This window comes from Campylobacter concisus (assembly GCF_003049065.1).
GTDB lineage: Bacteria > Campylobacterota > Campylobacteria > Campylobacterales > Campylobacteraceae > Campylobacter_A > Campylobacter_A concisus_BE.
The window spans coordinates 1-18,168 of record NZ_PISC01000004.1; the positions used below are offsets into that span (position 1 = coordinate 1).

Annotated in this window: 8 protein-coding genes; 1 reads left to right on the plus strand and 7 read right to left on the minus strand. The window is 39.7% G+C overall.

The window, feature by feature from the left end:
• The 4 genes from CVS81_RS04255 to CVS81_RS09845 all read right to left on the minus strand — a co-directional run.
• A partial coding sequence (locus CVS81_RS04255; protein ID WP_159070960.1) for a retention module-containing protein occupies nt 1-658 on the minus strand: 658 nt, incomplete at its 3' end.
• 315 nt (nt 659-973) lie between these two features.
• Nucleotides 974-5,371 (minus strand): hypothetical protein, encoded by a 4,398-nt coding sequence (locus tag CVS81_RS04260; protein ID WP_107965192.1) that lies wholly within the window; start codon nt 5,369-5,371, stop codon nt 974-976.
• A 160-nt stretch (nt 5,372-5,531) separates the two neighbouring features.
• A complete protein-coding gene (locus CVS81_RS04265) occupies nt 5,532-6,926 on the minus strand; it encodes a hypothetical protein (protein ID WP_107965193.1) in 1,395 nt (464 codons plus the stop codon).
• A gap of 173 nt (nt 6,927-7,099) precedes the next feature.
• The gene (locus CVS81_RS09845; protein ID WP_199907148.1) at nt 7,100-10,357 is read right to left on the minus strand and encodes a retention module-containing protein; all 3,258 of its coding nucleotides are present in this window, start codon (nt 10,355-10,357) and stop codon (nt 7,100-7,102) included.
• A gap of 324 nt (nt 10,358-10,681) precedes the next feature.
• On the opposite strand from CVS81_RS09845, the gene ilvD reads away from it, so the two are divergent.
• Complete coding sequence (gene ilvD / locus CVS81_RS04275; protein ID WP_107965194.1) at nt 10,682-12,355, plus strand: dihydroxy-acid dehydratase; 1,674 nt, start codon at nt 10,682-10,684, stop codon at nt 12,353-12,355.
• A gap of 35 nt (nt 12,356-12,390) precedes the next feature.
• Here ilvD and CVS81_RS04280 read toward each other — a convergent pair whose 3' ends face one another.
• From CVS81_RS04280 to CVS81_RS04290, 3 genes are all read right to left on the minus strand, one after another.
• Nucleotides 12,391-13,125, minus strand: coding sequence for a hydroxymethylpyrimidine/phosphomethylpyrimidine kinase (locus CVS81_RS04280; protein WP_107965195.1), 735 nt, complete (start codon nt 13,123-13,125; stop codon nt 12,391-12,393).
• Between the two features lie 87 nt (nt 13,126-13,212).
• Complete coding sequence (locus CVS81_RS04285) at nt 13,213-13,749, minus strand: hypothetical protein (RefSeq protein WP_107965196.1); 537 nt, start codon at nt 13,747-13,749, stop codon at nt 13,213-13,215.
• A gap of 149 nt (nt 13,750-13,898) precedes the next feature.
• Complete coding sequence (locus CVS81_RS04290) at nt 13,899-18,059, minus strand: hypothetical protein (protein ID WP_107965197.1); 4,161 nt, start codon at nt 18,057-18,059, stop codon at nt 13,899-13,901.
• Nucleotides 18,060-18,168: the final 109 nt, after the last annotated feature.

An 18,168-nucleotide genomic window follows, 5' to 3' on the forward strand; every position in this document is an offset into this window, starting at 1 on the left:
GTATAGTAACTTCTACTGTTGTTTTACCAGCATCATTGTCACCAGCTTTGTTTTCATCATCAGAAATTTTGCCATCTTTGTTTGTATCTTCTGGGAATTTAATTTCTGGGTTGCTTGGTTTTCTAGTAGTTTCTGGATCGATAGTAGTACCAGTGCCTGCTGTATCGTCATCACTACCACCACGACCGCTATCTAAACCGCCACTTTTACCCTCAGCTGGACCTGCAAAAGATGCAGCGCCTAAAGGATTGATAGCACTTGTGCTAGCGCTTATGTTTGAGTAGTGTCCGCCATGCTCAAATCTAGTCTCGCCAAGGCTCATGCCATCGCCACGACCACCGCTATTGCCACCAGCTGCTGTCTCTTCTAGATCTTCTAAATTTGCACCATTTAACAATGCTTTTTGAAGTGCTGCTACTTGTGAATCAGCAGCAGTTGCCTTTGGATCGAGACTTAGTGTATCTTCGCCGATCATTGATAGCTCTTTTCCATTATTTGTCGCTATCACAACCTTAGAATCAGCTGAAGTTGTTTTTACCGTCTCACCTTCATAAAGGCTATCACCAACTTTTAGTACTCTTTGGTTACCACTTTTATCTACTGCGATAACCTCAGCAGAACCCGATATAGACTTGATTGTGCCTAATTTCTTTGCCATGTTAATTCCTTTTGGGCTAAATTAATTTTGGCATTATTTTATAACTATTAGGAGAAATTGTAAATTGTACCTAGGTACAATATAGTTACATTATTTTAATATATGTTACATTTATAGAATTTTTTTTAATTAATAGATGATATTTCTATGACGCTTATATAAATTTTAATTTTCTAATAAGAATTGATTAATGATATTTTAAGTTACAAATGTTTTTATTTGATTATAGTAAATTTTAAAAGAATAATAGAATTTATAGAAAAAATATTTGCAAATTTATATAGAAGAAATTTAGACCCAAAAAGGGTCTAAATTTTAAAGATCGACGTGGATGTTTTCTTTCACATCGATATAAGCTGTAGTTGTGCCGTAATTCGCTTCATATCTTTCAAAGCCCTCTACTGCGTTGGCAGCAGATTTACTAAAGCCTTCAAGTTTTACTCCGCCACTTGCCTCGGTTATTTGGAGCAAATTATTACTATGTTCGTGTCCGACATCAAGCATATCAGCTATATCAAGAGCTTTTAGAGTGATCTTTTCATTGCTAGTAACCTTTAACTCTTCAAAGCTCTTAACCTTTGTAAAGTCTATCTGACCATCAACCAAAAGCGTATCGTGATCATAGCGACTTCTATTGTCTGAGTATCCACCAAGAATGCTAGTGCCACCCTCAAGCTTCATATCTTTAGATATAAAGACACTATCACTGCCATCCGATAGATCTATTTTAATATTAGTTAAGCTTCCAGATCTTAGCTCCAAATAATCTTTTGCATTTTCATGTCCACTCAAAATCCAGTTCGCATGGTGTTCAGCTGGCAAACCACTAGCTGATGCGTGAGTATCTTCAACTACCACATGCATTTCATTTATATAAGCCATGATATCTACATCTTTTAGGGTAGATGACTTTAAATTTATATCTGTATGATAAGTTTCTCCAAATGAAGGGACTCTACTGCCTCCATTTAGTTCTACGTTATCAAGGTTTGAGCTATCTATATTTATAGTACCTTTTGATGATCCTGCATAGATCGCACTTTTTTCTGCTGATGTTGTTGAGTTAATGTCAGTGTATTTGATATTTATAACGTCTTCATCGCCTTTAATTAATTCATTACCAACCAATTGGAAGGCACCATTAAGCTTATTAGCATTAGTGCTTATGTCAATATCTGTCATTTTTACATGATCAGCTTTTGTACCTATTATATTTAAGATATCGCTGTTAATGCCAAGATAGATGGTCTCTTTGTTAAAAACTCCACCATTTATGTTTATGACATCATTGCCAAAGCCCGCATTGATCTCAACTTTTTCGTGCGTTCCGCCATTTATATTTATAGTATCGTTCTCGTTACGGGTGTCGATAGTGACATTATTTAAATTTGAGTTATTGATATCAATCTTATCTTTTCCAGTATTAGTTCTAATATCAAGCCAATTTAAATTTGAACTATTGATATTGACCTCAGTGTCTCCAGAGTTACTATATACTTCACTAAAATGGATCTTACTAGGTTCTTCTCCTTCTTTATGACTTACGGTTGCATTGTTGAAATTTAAGACATTATCTCCATTTTGAAGATACTCTACATCAAAGCGTTTGTCGTTGTGAAATTCGCTATTTACAGTTGTTATATGGTCATTATCTATGATGCCACCCTCATACGTATATTTAGCGTTATCTATACTAAATTCTAAGATCACACTCTCGCTGTAGTAGTGATTGTTTTCAACGCCCTTATCTGCATCTTTAAATAACTTTTCTTTATCCCATTGATAATAAAATATTCCACTATCTTCATCTTCAGATAAAAGCTTGCCTTCATTTGGTTCTTTATCGTCTATTACATTTGCACGAACAACTACTTTGTTGATATCGCCCGCTCTTAGACCTTTTATGACGCCACTACTATCTAGATCTATCCAGTTTTCATTATCGAGTGAGTACTGAATTTTATCGTAGTCTTTGCCGTAAGTCGCCTTGCCACTAAATTTAAGCTTCACATCGATTTTTTGATCCGCATCGGCTTCTGCCACTTCACCCCTTAGCTCAAATATTAAATTGTTATGTTCCCACATATTCGATCTTTCATGGTTTTCGATCTGAAAGCCTTGTTTACCATATATGCCTATATTTTTTACATATTTTGAGTCATATTCATTTATATATTCTGGCTCAGGTTCTGGCGTAGGCTGTGGTTCAGGTGTCGGCTGTGGTTTTGGCTCAGGTTTAGGTTCTGGTTTTGGTTCTGGCTTAGGTTCTGGTTGTGGGGCTGGAGCTGGATTTACAGGCTCGACTGGCTCAACAGGAGTAGGCTCTAGCTTAGTACCAAGATCGACATTGATACCATTTTTTACATCTATATAGCCTTTGGTAGTATAAGATCTGCCGTTTTCTTGAAGACTAAAGTCGCCCTCATATCTTGTAAAGCCTTCTTTTAAACCTCTTCCGAACTCTGAAAGCTTAAAGCCTGCCAGCTCTACTCCGCCAGCTGCCTCAGTAACTGCCAAGATATGTTTGCTATCATTATTTTTAATGTCAAGCATATCATATAGATCTTCTAGTTTTAGGCTGACCTTCTCGTTGCCAGTCACTTGTAGCTCTTCAAAGCTCTTAAATTTATTAAAATCAACATTGCCATCAACCACAAGCGTATCGGTCTCATAGCTAGTGCCACCATTTATCATGGTGTATCCATCAAGCTTCATAGCTTTTGAGACGACGACTTTGTCTTCGCCGTTGCCAAGATTAACCGTCATATCGTTTAATGTACCTGATCTTAGCTCTAAAGTATCATCTGTATCTGCAAAATTCCACTTTGTGGCATTTTCTGGGTAGCTGCCATTTATCTTTGTATCTTCAACTACTACGTGAGTTTTGTAGATAGTGTTGAGATTTACATCATCAAGAGTAGATGATCTTAAATTTAGATCGAAATTTAGTGGGTTTCTATTTACGTCGGTACCTGTGTTTGTCTCTGTACCTATGTTGATGCCCTTTAAATTTGAGTTTTCAACATTTATAGTATTGTTTTTCGCCTCTGCCTCGATGTGGTTGGCTGAATTTTTATATGTTGAGTCGATATCAGCGTATTTGATATTTATCTCATCTTTCTCGCCTGAGCCAGTTCTTAGGTACATATCTGTCATTTTTACATGATCATCTTTTGTACCATTTAAATTTAATACATCGTTTCCGCTATCAAGCGTGAAGCCACTTTGATAAGGATCGGTGCCTATGTAAGTTCCGCCGTTTAAATTTACAGTGTCGTTGTCTGCACCAGTTTCGACGTGAAGTCTCTCGTGTCTTCCACCATTTATATTTATAGTGTCATTTCCACCTTGGGTGTTGATGTTTAGCCAGTTTAAATTTGAGTTATCGGCATTGATGGTATCTTTACCTTCATTAAGATAGCTGCCATCGCCAAAGACTATAGTACTAGCCACGTCACCAGCTTTGTGGTTTATCGTCGCATCTTTGAAATTTAGTGTATTGTCGCCATTATCTTTAAATGTAACGTCAAAAGATTTATCATTATTAAACTGGTTATTTACAGTGATATCATGATCATTATCTACGATCTTTTCGCTATTTGATGCTTTTAAGCCACCTATGCTAACTTCTAGCGAAACGCTCTCTTTAAAGTAGCCATTATTTTCTACGCCCTTATCTGCATCTGTGAAAATTTTCTCTGATGGATCAAGTGTGCCTTCATTTTGGTCGTGATCGTTTGCCACTTCAACACGAACGCTTACTTTATTTATATCGCCAGCTCTTACATCTTTTATCACGCCACTATCATCTAGCTTTTGCCAAGTTTTACCGCCATCTAGTGAGTACTCTGCGTTTTCATAGTCTTTGCCAGTAGTTGCCTCTCCGCCAAATTTAAGCGTCACATCTACCTTTTTATCAGCGTCAGCCTGTGCTACTTCGCCTTTTAGGTTGTACTCTAGGTATGATTTGTCGTCTGAGCTCTTTTCATAGCCAAATTCTGACTTGTTTTCAACAGAGATATTTTTAACTATATCTTTGCTCTCGTCAGGTTTTGGCTCAGGTTGTGGGGTCGGCTCTGGTTTAGGTTCTGGTTTAGGTTGTGGCTCTGGAGTTGGTTCTGGTTTAGGCTCTACTGGCTCAACCGGTTTAGGCTGCGGAGTTGGAGTTGGATTTTCTGGTTGTGATGGCTCAACTGGGGCTACAGGTGCAATGGCAGAATTTATATCACTATCTGAACCATCAAAAACATCACTACCGCCACCTTTTACCTCTTGGTTAGTTAGTTTTACAGCGCCAAAAGTATCTGAAAGTGATCTAAAGCTAGCTGATACATCAGAGCTTTCATGACCGCCATGCTCAAACCTTGTCTCGCCAAGGCTCACGCCGTCACCGCCTCTGCCACCGCTATTGCCTCCAGCGGCACTCTCTTCGAGATTTGCTAAATTTTCACCTTTTAAAAGGGCTTTTTGTATAGCTGCTACCTCTTTGTCTGAGCTAAGGTCGTTATTTAAATTTAGAGTTTCGCCATCTTTTAGCTCAAACTCTTTGCCGTCGTTTGATGCGATAGTTACCTTTGCGCCGTTTGCTTTAACAATGTCGCCCTCGTATAAACTATCTCCCGCGACAACAACTCTTTCGTTGCCATTTTTGTCTATAACTACTACTTCCTTGGAGCCAAGAATGTTTTTAATAACACCTACTTTAACAGCCATCGCTGCCTCCTTTAAAATCAATTTGACACATTATAAATATTTCTTTTAAATATAAAGTAATGTAAATATGATGTTAATTCTTAAGATTACGCTGTTGCAGTGGGTTTTAAAAATTAAATTTTTGATAAATATAAGCAAGATCCCAAAAGGGATCTAAAATTTAAAGATCGACGTGAATGTCTTCTTTTATATCTATATAGACTGTGCCTTGACGATCACTACCGTCTGCTAAGTGCGTATTATAGGCACTTTCATATCTGTGGTAGCCATTTTCTGCTCCGCTAGTTTCGCTAAAACCATTAAGTTTTACAGTGCCATGCGCCTCGCTAAATTTAACTACATTAGAGCCATTGTCTAAAATGTCACTCAAATGAGCCAAATCATTGCCATTTAATGTCACATAAGCACCGCTCGTTACTTTTAATTCTTCAAAGCCAGAGACCTTTGAGAAGTCGATATTATTATCAAGTACAAGAGTATCATAGCCCTTGCCACCAAATATTTGAGTATTATTATCTATATCTGTTCTTGTCATAGTTAAACTAACTGTATCGTCTCCGCCACCTAGATAAAATTTAGAATTTTTTATGATAGCTGATGTCACATTTAAAGTATCATTTTGATTATCAGAGAAGTAAAATTCGTTATTTTTACCATGAAATTCTGAGTCGTCTATGTGCATATTGACCTTGTTGTTTCTGCCGTCAAATTTAACGTCACCCATAAATTTTGGCCCAAGAAAATTCATATCAAAAAGCGGCGTATGGTCTAAATTTGCGTGTGAGCCTTTTATATCTATCTCGCCGTCTCCACCGCACACTTTTATATTCATAGTGGTCTTTTCGCCATCATTCGCTTCGATAGTAGTGTGTCCGTTAAAGATGGTATTGTCCATATTTAGCGTATCTACTTCGTTTGGATTAGTAAAGCTAGAAAGAGAAATTTTCGTATCACCAAAAAAGCCCACCCAGTCGGTATTTATAGTGTCATTTCCTCCGCCAAGTCTTATATCCGCACCATTTTTGATTTCACATCTTTGGATATCTATAATGTCGTTATCTAAACCTGTATGAATGGCAGCATTTTCCATCGTTGCACCATAAATTTTCACGCTATCATCGCCGTCATTTGTATATAAAAGCGTATGATCTTTTATGCCGACATTGTTTCTTATCTCTATCTCGTCGTTGCCAGCTCCAGCGTCAAATCTCAGCCCTCTAACCTCGATATTATCGTGAATTCTTAGCTTATTGTCGCCATCTCCTGCGTCTATCTTGGCATCATTTACGATAGATCTTGTCATATCGACTATGTCGTTGCCATTGTCAAAACGCACATCGTTTGCACTAGTGGTTGCGTCTGCAATGTTTAAAATTTGATCCTGCACTTTTGGCCTTGCATCTGCCACCCTTCGTCCGTATAGCTCAGCAAGAAAATTCTTGGGCTCAAGTATCTCAAGCGACTTTATCTCCTCTATGATTCTCACGTGAGGGTCATTTTGGCTCACACCACCGCTTAAATTTAACCCCTCTTTGTCGGCTACTTCTACGCTCATATTAATCCTTTCTTAAAAAAATTGACTTTTGGATTTTAATAAGCGTTTTTAAATCACATTGAAATATAAATTATATTGATTATCAAAAGAAATGCCTAAATTTAGGCTTTTTGTATAAAAAATTTTATTAAATGAAGCAAGGGGAGTTTAGACCCAAAAAATGGGTCTAAATTTTACATTGAAGGATTTATAGTGATATCATTTTCTATTGTAAGAGTAAATGTCTGACCGCCATCATTTACGCTATATACGTGGTTTCCATTGCTATCTTCTTTACCAGCACTTGCTATTTCAGATGAGCCTTCTTCAAATTTACCAACACCTTCTACACCTTTTACGATTAACGATGTCGCACCTTCTCCACCGACATTTTTTATGAAATTTGCGATATCTGAGGCATTATGAAATATAAATTTAGCATCAGCATTAATATCTGACATATCAAGCACCTCAAAGCCACTTATCTTGCCAGCATTTGTCGTATTAAATGATGCGTCATGAACTTTTAGCGTATCTATGCCATCGCCTCCATTTATAGCAGTGCCATTTAGGCTTACGTCCTTGCCAAGATCGACTAAGTCATTGCCGTCGCCACCTGAAAGGTAGGTGTTGGTTAGTGTCACGTTATCAGCTATATTGATAGTGTCGTTGCCTTTGCCTGAGTTGATGTTTGATGTATCGTAGTCATGCGCAGCTTCGCCTGCAGCTGGACTTAAATTTACACTTGATGTGCCAGTTAGATCAGAGTTGATATTTATCGTATCGTCTCCGCCTTGAGTGAAAATTTTAACATCAGTATTATCATGAGTGCCAGCTCCAATAGTCACACTATCGCCGTCATCTGCGGTATTTATGGTGACCCTTCTAAGCTCAGCGTTATCAATAGTCACGGTTTTTACACCAGCATTTCCAACGCCTGCACCCTCTATGTTTGTATCAACTAGACCAGTAGCCTTTGCGACATTTAGCGTTACGTTGCCATTTTCAAGCATAATGTTTGAATCCACCATAGAGACATCACCATCGACATTTACATGGTCATCTCCGCCGTTTGTGTAGATGATAGCCTTGTCAAATGAGCTATTTCCAGAGACGTTAATAGTGTCATTTCCGCCGCCTGCGCCGATATATGTGCTATATCCATCGTTTGAGATCATGGTGACATCTTTTAAATTTATCACATCATCGCCATATCCAGTCTCAATGGCAGCGTTGTTAAATTTAGCACCAGTAACATCTACGCTGTCTCTATCGTCACCTACTCCAGCATCAGCTGAGCTAGTGTTTATCTTAGTGTTTGAAATTTCAGCGCCTCTTTCAATAGTTAGTGTATCGCGACCTTTGCCCATCTCTATGTAGTTTGAGTAAATTCCAGCTTGGTTAGCTACTGGATTTGCCACGTGAGCTGGTGAGCTTATAGCATCTGTGATCGGTTTGCTAGGATTTGCACTATTTGTGATATTAGTCTCGCCTTTGATAGTTAAGCTATCATCGCCCTCGCCTGTGTAGATATCCATGACATCTGCTTTAGCATCTTGAAGTACGATTTTATCATTGCCATTGCCACTTTTGATCTCTGAGTTCTCTATACCTGCACTGATGAAATTTAACATATCACCTGTGTCTGAGTCGCCTGTATCGATATCAACTCTACTGATACTTGCGTCAGTTACATTTATAGTGTCGTCACCCTCGCCTGTTTTTATAAAGCTATCAGTTCTGCTTCCTGCATACTCAGTCTCGTCAGTTGTTCCGTTATTAGTAACGTAAGCATACATGTCGCTTTTAATATTTACGGTGTCGTTATCAGCACCGGTGTCTATTTTGGTATTTTTTATAAGCTGATGATTATCGCTTTTTTCGATATTTACAGTGTCGTTGCCACTTCCTGTTTTAAACAAGACATTGTCTAAAATAGTACTACCAAGGCTTGGACCAGAATCATCTTTTATAGTAAATACATCATTGCCATCGTGACTTGTAAATCTTGTATCTGTTATAACAGTTCCATTTATATTGAGTGTATCTTGATTTTTCTCTCCGCCAGCGTTTCCAAGGTCTATCCTAGTGTTTTCTACAACAGCATCTTTTTCTGTATTAAACACATCGTCGCCATCGCCCATTTTTATAACATCATTGGCATTTTCTTTTAGATCATATAACCCACTTGAAAAATAGACTTCCTCTTTTATGGTTATCGTATCATCACCATCTTTTGTGTCTATGATAGTTTTCATAGTGTTGCCATTGTCTGGGTCAGAATTTACAAGAGCAGGGTTTAAGCCCTCTGTAGATGCATCTATATTTTCTGTGATATTTATATTGTCATCATTATCGATGATCTTGCCCTCAGCCTCGCCAGATGTGATAGCAGCGTTATTTGTAGTCACGCTAAGAGTTACGCCCTCTTTATAAACGCCGTAGTCTTTTATGCCAGGAGCGATATTTGCGCCTAGATCCTCACTGCTTGTGCCCTCGTTTTGATTACCTGCTGTTTGACCGTAGTCGTCGATAACCTGCACTCTAACCTTTACATTTGCGATATCACTTGGCGCGACGCCGCTTATCGTGCCGCCATTTTGTATCGGCGTCCAGCTATGTCCGCCATCAAGTGAATACTCCATAGCGTTTGAGTAGTCTCTGCCAGCACTTGCGCCACTTAAATTTAGTGTTAGATCAGTAGGCGTAGTTGAGCTTGTAGCAGCTGATAGGCCGAGATTATAGACTAGATACTCGTTTGGAGTCGCCTCTCTTGCCTCGCCGCTACCTTCAAGCGATACGCTTAGTGCCACAGGGGTTGCTGGAGTGACTGGAGTAGCTGGAGTTACTGGTGTAACAGGGGTTGTTGGAGTAACTGGAGCTACTGGTGTTACAGGGACTGCTGGGTTTGTTGGGGTTGCTGGGTTTTGCGGCGCAACATTATCGCCCTCGCCATTGTCGTTATTATCCGCATAACCGCCTATTGGGCTATCGTATGAAGCAAAAGCTCTATTTGCGTCAGTTAAATTTCTAAAATTTTCATTGATATTTGCGTAGTGGCCACCCTCAGCAAAGCTAGCTGCGCCTAGACTTACGCCATCTCCGCCAGCACCGCCAGCTGCTGCGTTACCACCAGCTGCTGTCTCTTCAAGGTCTGTGATGTTTGCGCCGTTTAAAAGAGCGTTTTGAAGCGCTGCGACCTCTGGGTTAGCACTTTGTGCGTTTGCTGCCTCTTTTGGATCAAGCGAGATAGTATCTTCGCCTACCATAGAGACCTCCTTGCCGTCATTTGCAACGATGACTACCTTCGCATCAGCTGAAGTTGTCTTTATACTCTCGCCCTCATACAAGCTATCGCCAACTTTTAAAATTCTCTCATTTCCACTTTTATCGACTGCGATCACTTCAGTTTGACCTGAAATTGATTTTATACTTCCTAGTTTTGCTGCCATTTTCATCCTTGTTAAATTTTTTCTCGCATTTTAATGAATTTTATAATTCATGTATATTGTACCCAGGTACAATAAGGCCCTTAAATTCGACATTTGTGACACATGTATGACAATTTTACGTTATCAATTTATATATCATTTTGATCAAAATAAGGCAAATTTCATTTTATCTGTCTTATCTTTTAAGAGCGATTTAAATTTAACGTGTTATTTGCGTTATAAAACTTATTAAAAATTTTCTTTTAAATTTTGTAAAAACTTTTAAAATTTTTGATACTTTAGATGTGATAAAATCCTCTCAAATTTTAAAAAAAAGGATCAAATTTGAGAAGCGATATAATCAAAAAAGGCTATACAAGAGCCCCACACCGCTCACTTTTACGTGCGACTGGGCTAAAAGACGAGGACTTTGCTAAGCCATTTATCGGCGTTGCAAACAGCTTTATAGAGATCATCCCTGGACACTTTTTCTTAAACAAATACGCTCAAATTTTAAAAGATGAAATTCGCAAAAATGGCTGTGTGCCGTTTGAGTTTAACTGCATCGGCGTGGATGATGGCATCGCGATGGGGCATAAGGGCATGCTATATAGCTTGCCTAGCCGCGAGATCATCGCAAATTCTATCGAAACCGTGATGAACGCGCACGCACTTGACGCGCTTGTTTGTATGCCAAACTGCGACAAGATCGTCCCTGGCATGGTTATGGGTGCTTTAAGGGTCAATGTCCCGACCATTTTCGTAAGCGGTGGCCCGATGAAAAAAGGTCACACAAAAGATGGCAGGCCGATCGATCTTGCGACTGCGTTTGAGGCGGTTGGCAAATTTGAAACCAAAGAGATAGACGAGGCCGAGCTAAGAGATATCGAGTGCAACGCATGTCCAAGTGGCGGCAGCTGTAGCGGTATGTTTACGGCAAATTCTATGAACACGCTTTGCGAAGCGATGGGTATAGCGCTCCCTGGCAACGGCACCATCCTAGCGCTAACTCCAGAGCGTGAGGAGCTCATCAGGCAGGCTGCTCGTAGAATTTGCCAGATCGCCCTTGATGAGAAATTTAAGATAAGAAACATACTAAATGAAAAGGCGATCCGCAACGCACTTGTCGTTGATATGGCGATGGGTGGCAGCAGCAACACCGTCCTTCACATGCTAGCTATCTCAAGAGAAGCTGGCGTAAATTTAGACATCAAAGAGCTAAACAAGATCAGTCAAAACATCGCTCACATCGCAAAGATCAGCCCAAGCTTGCCAAACGTGCACATGGAGGATGTCGGTAGAGCTGGCGGCATGAATGCAGTGATAAAAGAAATTTCACGCAGAGATAACGGCATGCTAAATTTGGACAACCTAACAGTTAGTGGTGAGACTTTGGGCGAGCGAGTACGTGCCAGCGACATCAAAGACGAAAGCGTCATCCACAGGGTGGAAAATGCCTATTCTCAGGTCGGCGGACTTGCCATTTTGTTTGGAAATTTAGCCGAGCAAGGCTGTGTCATCAAGACAGCTGGCATCGTTGGCGAGCGTAAATTTAGCGGCAAAGCAGTCTGCTTTAACTCACAAGATGAAGCCATCGCTGGAATTTCAAGCGGTAAAGTAGATAAAGGTGACGTCGTCGTCATACGCTACGAAGGCCCACGCGGGGGACCAGGCATGCAAGAGATGCTAAGCCCTACTTCGCTCATCATGGGGCGTGGCCTTGGCGCAGATGTAGCGCTCATCACGGATGGTCGCTTTAGCGGGGCGACAAGGGGTCTAAGCATCGGTCACGTAAGCCCAGAAGCGGCTGAAGGCGGCATGATAGGCTTGCTACGAGACGGAGACATCATCGATATAGACGTCGATAAATACGAGATAAACGTTCGCCTAAGTGAAGCTGAGATCGCAAAAAGAAGAGCGGAATTTAAACCAGTCGATAAGGCACTAACCTCTCGCTGGCTAAGGCAGTATCAAAAACTAGTCACAAACGCAAGCAATGGAGCGATATTAGAGGCGTAAACTACCAAATTTAAGCCTAAATTTTAGGCTTAAATTTACTTCACTCCGTGCCAAAGTAGGCGGTTTTTGCCTAGCTTTGTGTCGATACTCTCTTTTATAATCTCACAAATATACTCTTTTGAAAGCCCTATGGCCTCCTCCAAGCTCTTGCCCTTTGCAAGGTAGCAAGCAAGCGCCGTTGAGAAAGTGCAACCAGTCCCACTCATCACAAGTGGGCTAGCAAGCGGAGTTTTGAAATTTTGCAGTGAGCCATCTTTTCTATAAAGCGTATCTATGCTGCTATCCTCGCTTACATGTTTTTTCACGATGATATCGCAAGGCAGATCTTTGAAATTCCCTCCAAAAAGGACATTTGCCTCGTCTAAATTTGGTGTGGCGACGGTAGCAAGCTTCATTAGCTCTTTTAGCTTCTCTACTGCGCTATCTTTTATGAGCTTGTGACCGCTCTTTGAGACGCAGACTGGATCAAGCACGATCTTACACTTTTGAGTGAGTAAAAAATCATGCACAACGTCCATTATCTCTTCGCTAAAGAGCATACCGATCTTTATGGCATCAAAGCTAAATTCCTCCGCGAGCGTGCTAAGCTCGTCTTTAACAAAGCTAGGCTCTAAACAAACTACGCTTTTTATCGCGTCTGTGGTCTCAGCAACTAACGAAGTGACTGCCGTTGCACTGTAACAATTTAGCCTAGCGCATGTCTTTATATCAGCCTGAAGCCCTGCTGTGCCGCTATTGCAAGAGCCTGCGATGATTAGAATTTTTTTCATCGTTTTCCTTTTGTAAATTTTGGCTTATTATAAGAGATGTTAGTTAAATTTGAGTTTTTAAAAAGATTTGAGCCAAGAGGCTCAAATTTATGAAAGTTTGTTTAGATCGTTATCGATCTCGATATATATCGTAGTTGCGTCGAAATTTGCATGCTCGTAAGAGTTATCTACTTTTAGCTCATTTGAGTCAGTTAAAATCTCATCATTTGTGCTATGTTTGTGCGCTAAATTTTCACTGCTCTCAAGGCTATTTGAGCTATTTTCAGCCTCATTTGGCTGCGTTTTTGCAAACATATCTTCTACTTTTTCATTCATCTGATCAAGTATCTCAGCGTAGTTTTCTCCAAGAAGCGCTCTAAAAAGTGCATCAGTATCGATGCTATTTTCAGCGCTAGTATCAGCACTCACCACGCTACTATCAAGCCATATCGTGTCATATCCATTTAGAGATATGTCGCTACCATCTACTGCTGTGATAGTCACGCTAGCACTTTGGCTCTCGCCTTTTATGCTCTCACCTATATAAACCTCATCATCTACGTTTAGAACTCTTACACGGTCGTTTTTATCTATCGCTATAACATCAGATGTGACGCTTTTTACCTTGCCGGCTACAGCTGTCATCTTTATTCCTTACTTTTATTTTTGATTTATTCTAGTGTTTTTTATTAAATTTGTATATTGTACTTTGGTACAAAGATGGTTTTTAAAGGCGTTTTTTGGGAGTAAAAATAGAAATTAAAAAGAAGAATTTGGGCTAAAAAGCCCAAATTTTATACAAGTTGTTTGTTTATGTCGTTATCCACATCTATGTAGATAGTTGTCGGAGTAGCTGAGCTTGTTTGACCCTCGTATCTTGTATATCCAGCTTGAACACCAGTTTGATCTGTAGCCTCAGTAAATCCTTTTAATGAAACGCTATCTTTGTTGTCGCCACTTATTTTTAAGATAGTATTTATATCATCAGTGATGCTAAATACATTATCCGCTTTTAAATTTAGTAGCTTAACAGCTTGATTGTCATTGCCATGCTCATCCATGCCAAGTTGGATCTCTTCAAAACTCTTGATCGCGTTATTCAAGCCTTTGTTGTCTATCTTATCAAAGTCGATAGTGCCATCCTTTGCCACTGGACGCATGATAAGCGTATCTGTGCCAGTGCCGCCATCTAGGCTTTGAGATAGAGCTGCTCTTGGATTATCAAAGGTAAATACAACCTTATCATTGCCAGCGCCAGCATTTACTAGATCGCCTTTGTTCATGCCAGTATAGCCACTTCTGCCAGCGTCGATGTAGTCGTTGCCACTTCCTGTGGTTATGACGTCGTTGTTGTCGCCAGTGATGATTACGTTGTTGCCATTGCCTGTGCGAATTTCATTTTCACCGCGTCCTGCATTGATCACGTTGTTTCCATCTCCAACATTGATAATGTCGTTGCCTTCACTTGTTGTGATGACATTATTATTGTTGTTATTTTCTGCATCTACTGTTGTATTTTTAGCGATATCAGAAATTTGTAGATAGACATCGCTTGCTTTTACTTCGCCGTTAAATACCGCTTCGAAATTTCCATTATCATCAAGCGTTACAGAATTTGCAGCTATGATGTGTCCATTTGCATCTCTTAAAGTGATGCTATCTTTTAGAGCTATGCCTTTTACCGCCTCTTCAAAGTGTTGTTTTAATGTATAGCTTGCACCAACTCCATTTTCACTTAAATTTCCACTCCATGTGGTTTTATTTGTAGCTGCATCGTAGCTTAAATTTGAGTCTTTTATCGTTGCAGCTGTTGCATCGATCGTAAATCTGATAGAGTTGTAAAGTAGCTCATCTCCACCTTGATATTTACCATCGATAGAAATTTTATAAACACCATCAGCCATCTTGCCAGCGGCATCAAGTCTGTTGTTATAGCCTGTAAGTCTGTTGTAGTGATCAGGCGTTACATTGCCTATTGGTTTTTCTATCGCTTGAGATAATAGATCTTTTGAAACACCTGTATCAACGTTAGTTGCTACAAATCTAACATCACCAGTGCCCCATGCTATGCCTCTTCCGCTATTTAAAAACTCACTTACAGTTTGATTGTCGCTAGCATTACCAGCTGTTGTATCCTCTGGGATCACAGCTCTTAGGTATGGGATAGCGTCATTTGAAACGATCCTTGAGCCATCAGCTCTAAGACCACTCTCACTCATCTCCATAGTGCCCCACAACTTCTCAGCTGAACGGTTGTTTGCATTTGTAGTTGTGTCGTTGCCGTTTTCAAACTGCGTCATAGTTGGAACTAAAATTTCATTTACGTGAGTATATTTTGTACCAGCCTTATCAGTCATCTCAACTTCGATCTTATCGCCTAGCTTTATCTTGTGATCGTAATAAAAGCTTAGCACGCCATTAGTTGGCTTAGTAGTGCCAACAGAGATTACGTTAGTAGTTCCGTCAGCAGTTACGATTTTTATACTCTCGATCTTATCGCCATCCTCATAGTTTTTGAGGTTAAATTTAAGCGTATGGTGTAGTCCCTCGCCATCATTTTCGATGATCTTGATGTTTTCTATAGTAACTGGAGTCTTATCAACTACAAATTCGCTAACTATCGTGCTCTTGTCGCCATTTGAAAAGACAGCAGTTGCTTTGATGTTATATTTGCCGTCATTTAGTTCATTAGATGTGACTTCAAATTTACCATTTGCAAATTCGCTTTGGCTAAGCTCTTTTGTAAAGACTTCATGTCCATTTTTATCAAGAACAGTGATGATAGCTTTAGTTGCGCTGCTATCTATGCTGCCCGTAAATGTCGGAGTCTTATCGCTTAGTACTGGTAGTGGTGCATTAGTTGAAAATTTATCAGTTTGAGCGATGTCGTCAGTTGTATATTTATAATATTTAGTTGCGTCATTTATACCTGTATTTGTATTTGCACTTACACTGCTTGCATCATCATCGGTCGCATTTATTAGGTCTGTAGCGACATTATTTAGTTTAGTTGATTTTGCCTCTGCCTCGTTGCCTACAAGGTCGCTAACTTTAGCTGTGTATGTCGCTTTTGGATCGCTAGTTTTAAACTCAACTTCGTATTTACCGTCTTTTACAACTGCTGTATGGCTTTCGCCGGTGCTTGATGTGACAGTTACGATCTGTCCATCTTCTACATTATCCACAGTTCCTGTGATCTTTTGAGTTACTTTATAGACATTTCTTGTTACTGTATCTACGTAACTGTCAAAGTCGGTTGAATTTAGTTTTATGCCACTTGCCTCTGAGCCAAGTATGCTCTCAGGTCCGCCATCTTTTGAAACTGTTAGTTTTAGCTTGCCCCAATAGATGTAGTTTGCATAGCTCATATCAAAGTCGTAGTAACCTGCTTTATCAACGTGTAAAGTTGTAACTGTGGCTCTATTTTCTGAGTGGATAGTGTCATAATCGACCATAGTAACGCCATCAACCTTAAATCTCACGCTATCGTCAGTGCCTTTTGCGTCAAATTTATAGTCCCCTGGCTCAAGATACATAGTGCCTTTTAAATTTACCATCGCACCAGCTGTTGTGTTTTTGCCATTAGGAGTATCTCTTAGGGGATGAATATCGCTACCTTTTGCATTGTCGATAAAATACTCAAGTGCTTTTAAATTTGGAGCTACCCACTCGCCATTTGGAGTTACTTTGTTACCGTCAAGATCGATCTTGCCTATCATATTGTGAGCGCCGTCAAGTCCTGAGACTGTTCCTGCGTCGTTATCAGTGTTATCCCTATCTCCACCTTTACCTTGTTGGAAATTTAACTCTTTTGCTTTAAAGCTTGCCCAAGGTTTGGTGTTATTCATATAGTATTCGATAAAGTCATTTTGCTTCATACCTTTATGAGCATATTCTGTATTTTCAAAACCGCCAGGTATTTTATTTTTAAAGTCTCTTAGCTCAGTACCTCTTACGCCTTCTTCTTCATAGATGTGGTTAAACCAGAAATTTCCTTTTAGTCCGCTACTCATCTCAGACTCTTTTACAAGGCTCATCTCTGTTTCAACGTTTATAGTTATTTTTGCAAGCGTATCAAGCACGAAATTACCAGTATCAGTTGCAGTCTTGCCATCTCTTCCTGTAGCTGTTATCTCTACTTTATAATCGCCATCATGGCTACCATTTACACTTAACTCATTAGTTGTAAATTTAAATTTACCATCAGTATAGTCGCTTGGATTTAGAGTTTTTGTAAAGACTTCGTGTCCGTTCTTGTCAAGCACGCTAACAACCGCTCTTACAGCAGTAGGCTCAACTGTGCCACTTATGGTTGGAGTAGCGTCATTTGTGCGAGGTACGCTTGGTGCGTCTAGGCTATAATCGCCAGTTATAGTGCCAAAATCATCAGTTAAAGTTTTGATATCAACACTGATTGGAGGTATGACTGGCGCAACAGGAGTTGCATTGCCTGCGTCATTGCCATCGTTGTAGCCGCCGATTGAGTTTTCTGGAGTTTGAAAGACTCTGTTTGAATCAGGTAAATTTCTATAATCATCAGTAATGTTTGAGTAGTGACCGCCCTCTTCAAAGCTTGCAGCACCTAAGCTTACACCATCTCCGCCAGCGTTGCCACCTTGGTTACCACCAGCTGCGGTCTCTTCAAGATCAGTGATGTTTGCACCATCAAGAAGTGCTTTTTGGATAGCGCTTACATCAGCTACGCTATCATTTCCAAAGCTCTCGTTGTGAGCTACACTCTTGTCTAAATTTAGAGTATCTTTTCCTATCAGTGCGATATCTTTGCCATCGTTTGCAGTTATGACTACTTTTGAGTCAAAATCAGTTGTTTGTATAGTCTCACCAAGAAAAATTTCATCGCCTACTTTTAACACTCTTTGTGTGCCATCCTTTGCAGTTGCGATTACATTTGCTCCTTGTGAGATGCTTTTGATTACGCCTATCCTTGTTGCCATTTTACTTCCTTATCTAAAAAATTTTGAACGTATTTTAATATCTTAAAAGAGCTTTGTAAATTGTACTATGGTACTAAAATTTGAAATTTTGTAAGAATTTGCCCTAGTT

Coding starts and splice junctions, on each gene's coding strand:
- CVS81_RS09845 (WP_199907148.1), bottom strand. CDS start 10,357: ATGGCAGCAAAACTAGGAAGTATAAAATCAATTTCAGGTCAAACTGAA.
- CVS81_RS04290 (WP_107965197.1), bottom strand. CDS start 18,059: ATGGCAACAAGGATAGGCGTAATCAAAAGCATCTCACAAGGAGCAAAT.
- CVS81_RS04260 (WP_107965192.1), bottom strand. CDS start 5,371: ATGGCTGTTAAAGTAGGTGTTATTAAAAACATTCTTGGCTCCAAGGAA.
- CVS81_RS04285 (WP_107965196.1), bottom strand. CDS start 13,749: ATGACAGCTGTAGCCGGCAAGGTAAAAAGCGTCACATCTGATGTTATA.
- CVS81_RS04265 (WP_107965193.1), bottom strand. CDS start 6,926: ATGAGCGTAGAAGTAGCCGACAAAGAGGGGTTAAATTTAAGCGGTGGT.
- CVS81_RS04280 (WP_107965195.1), bottom strand. CDS start 13,125: ATGAAAAAAATTCTAATCATCGCAGGCTCTTGCAATAGCGGCACAGCA.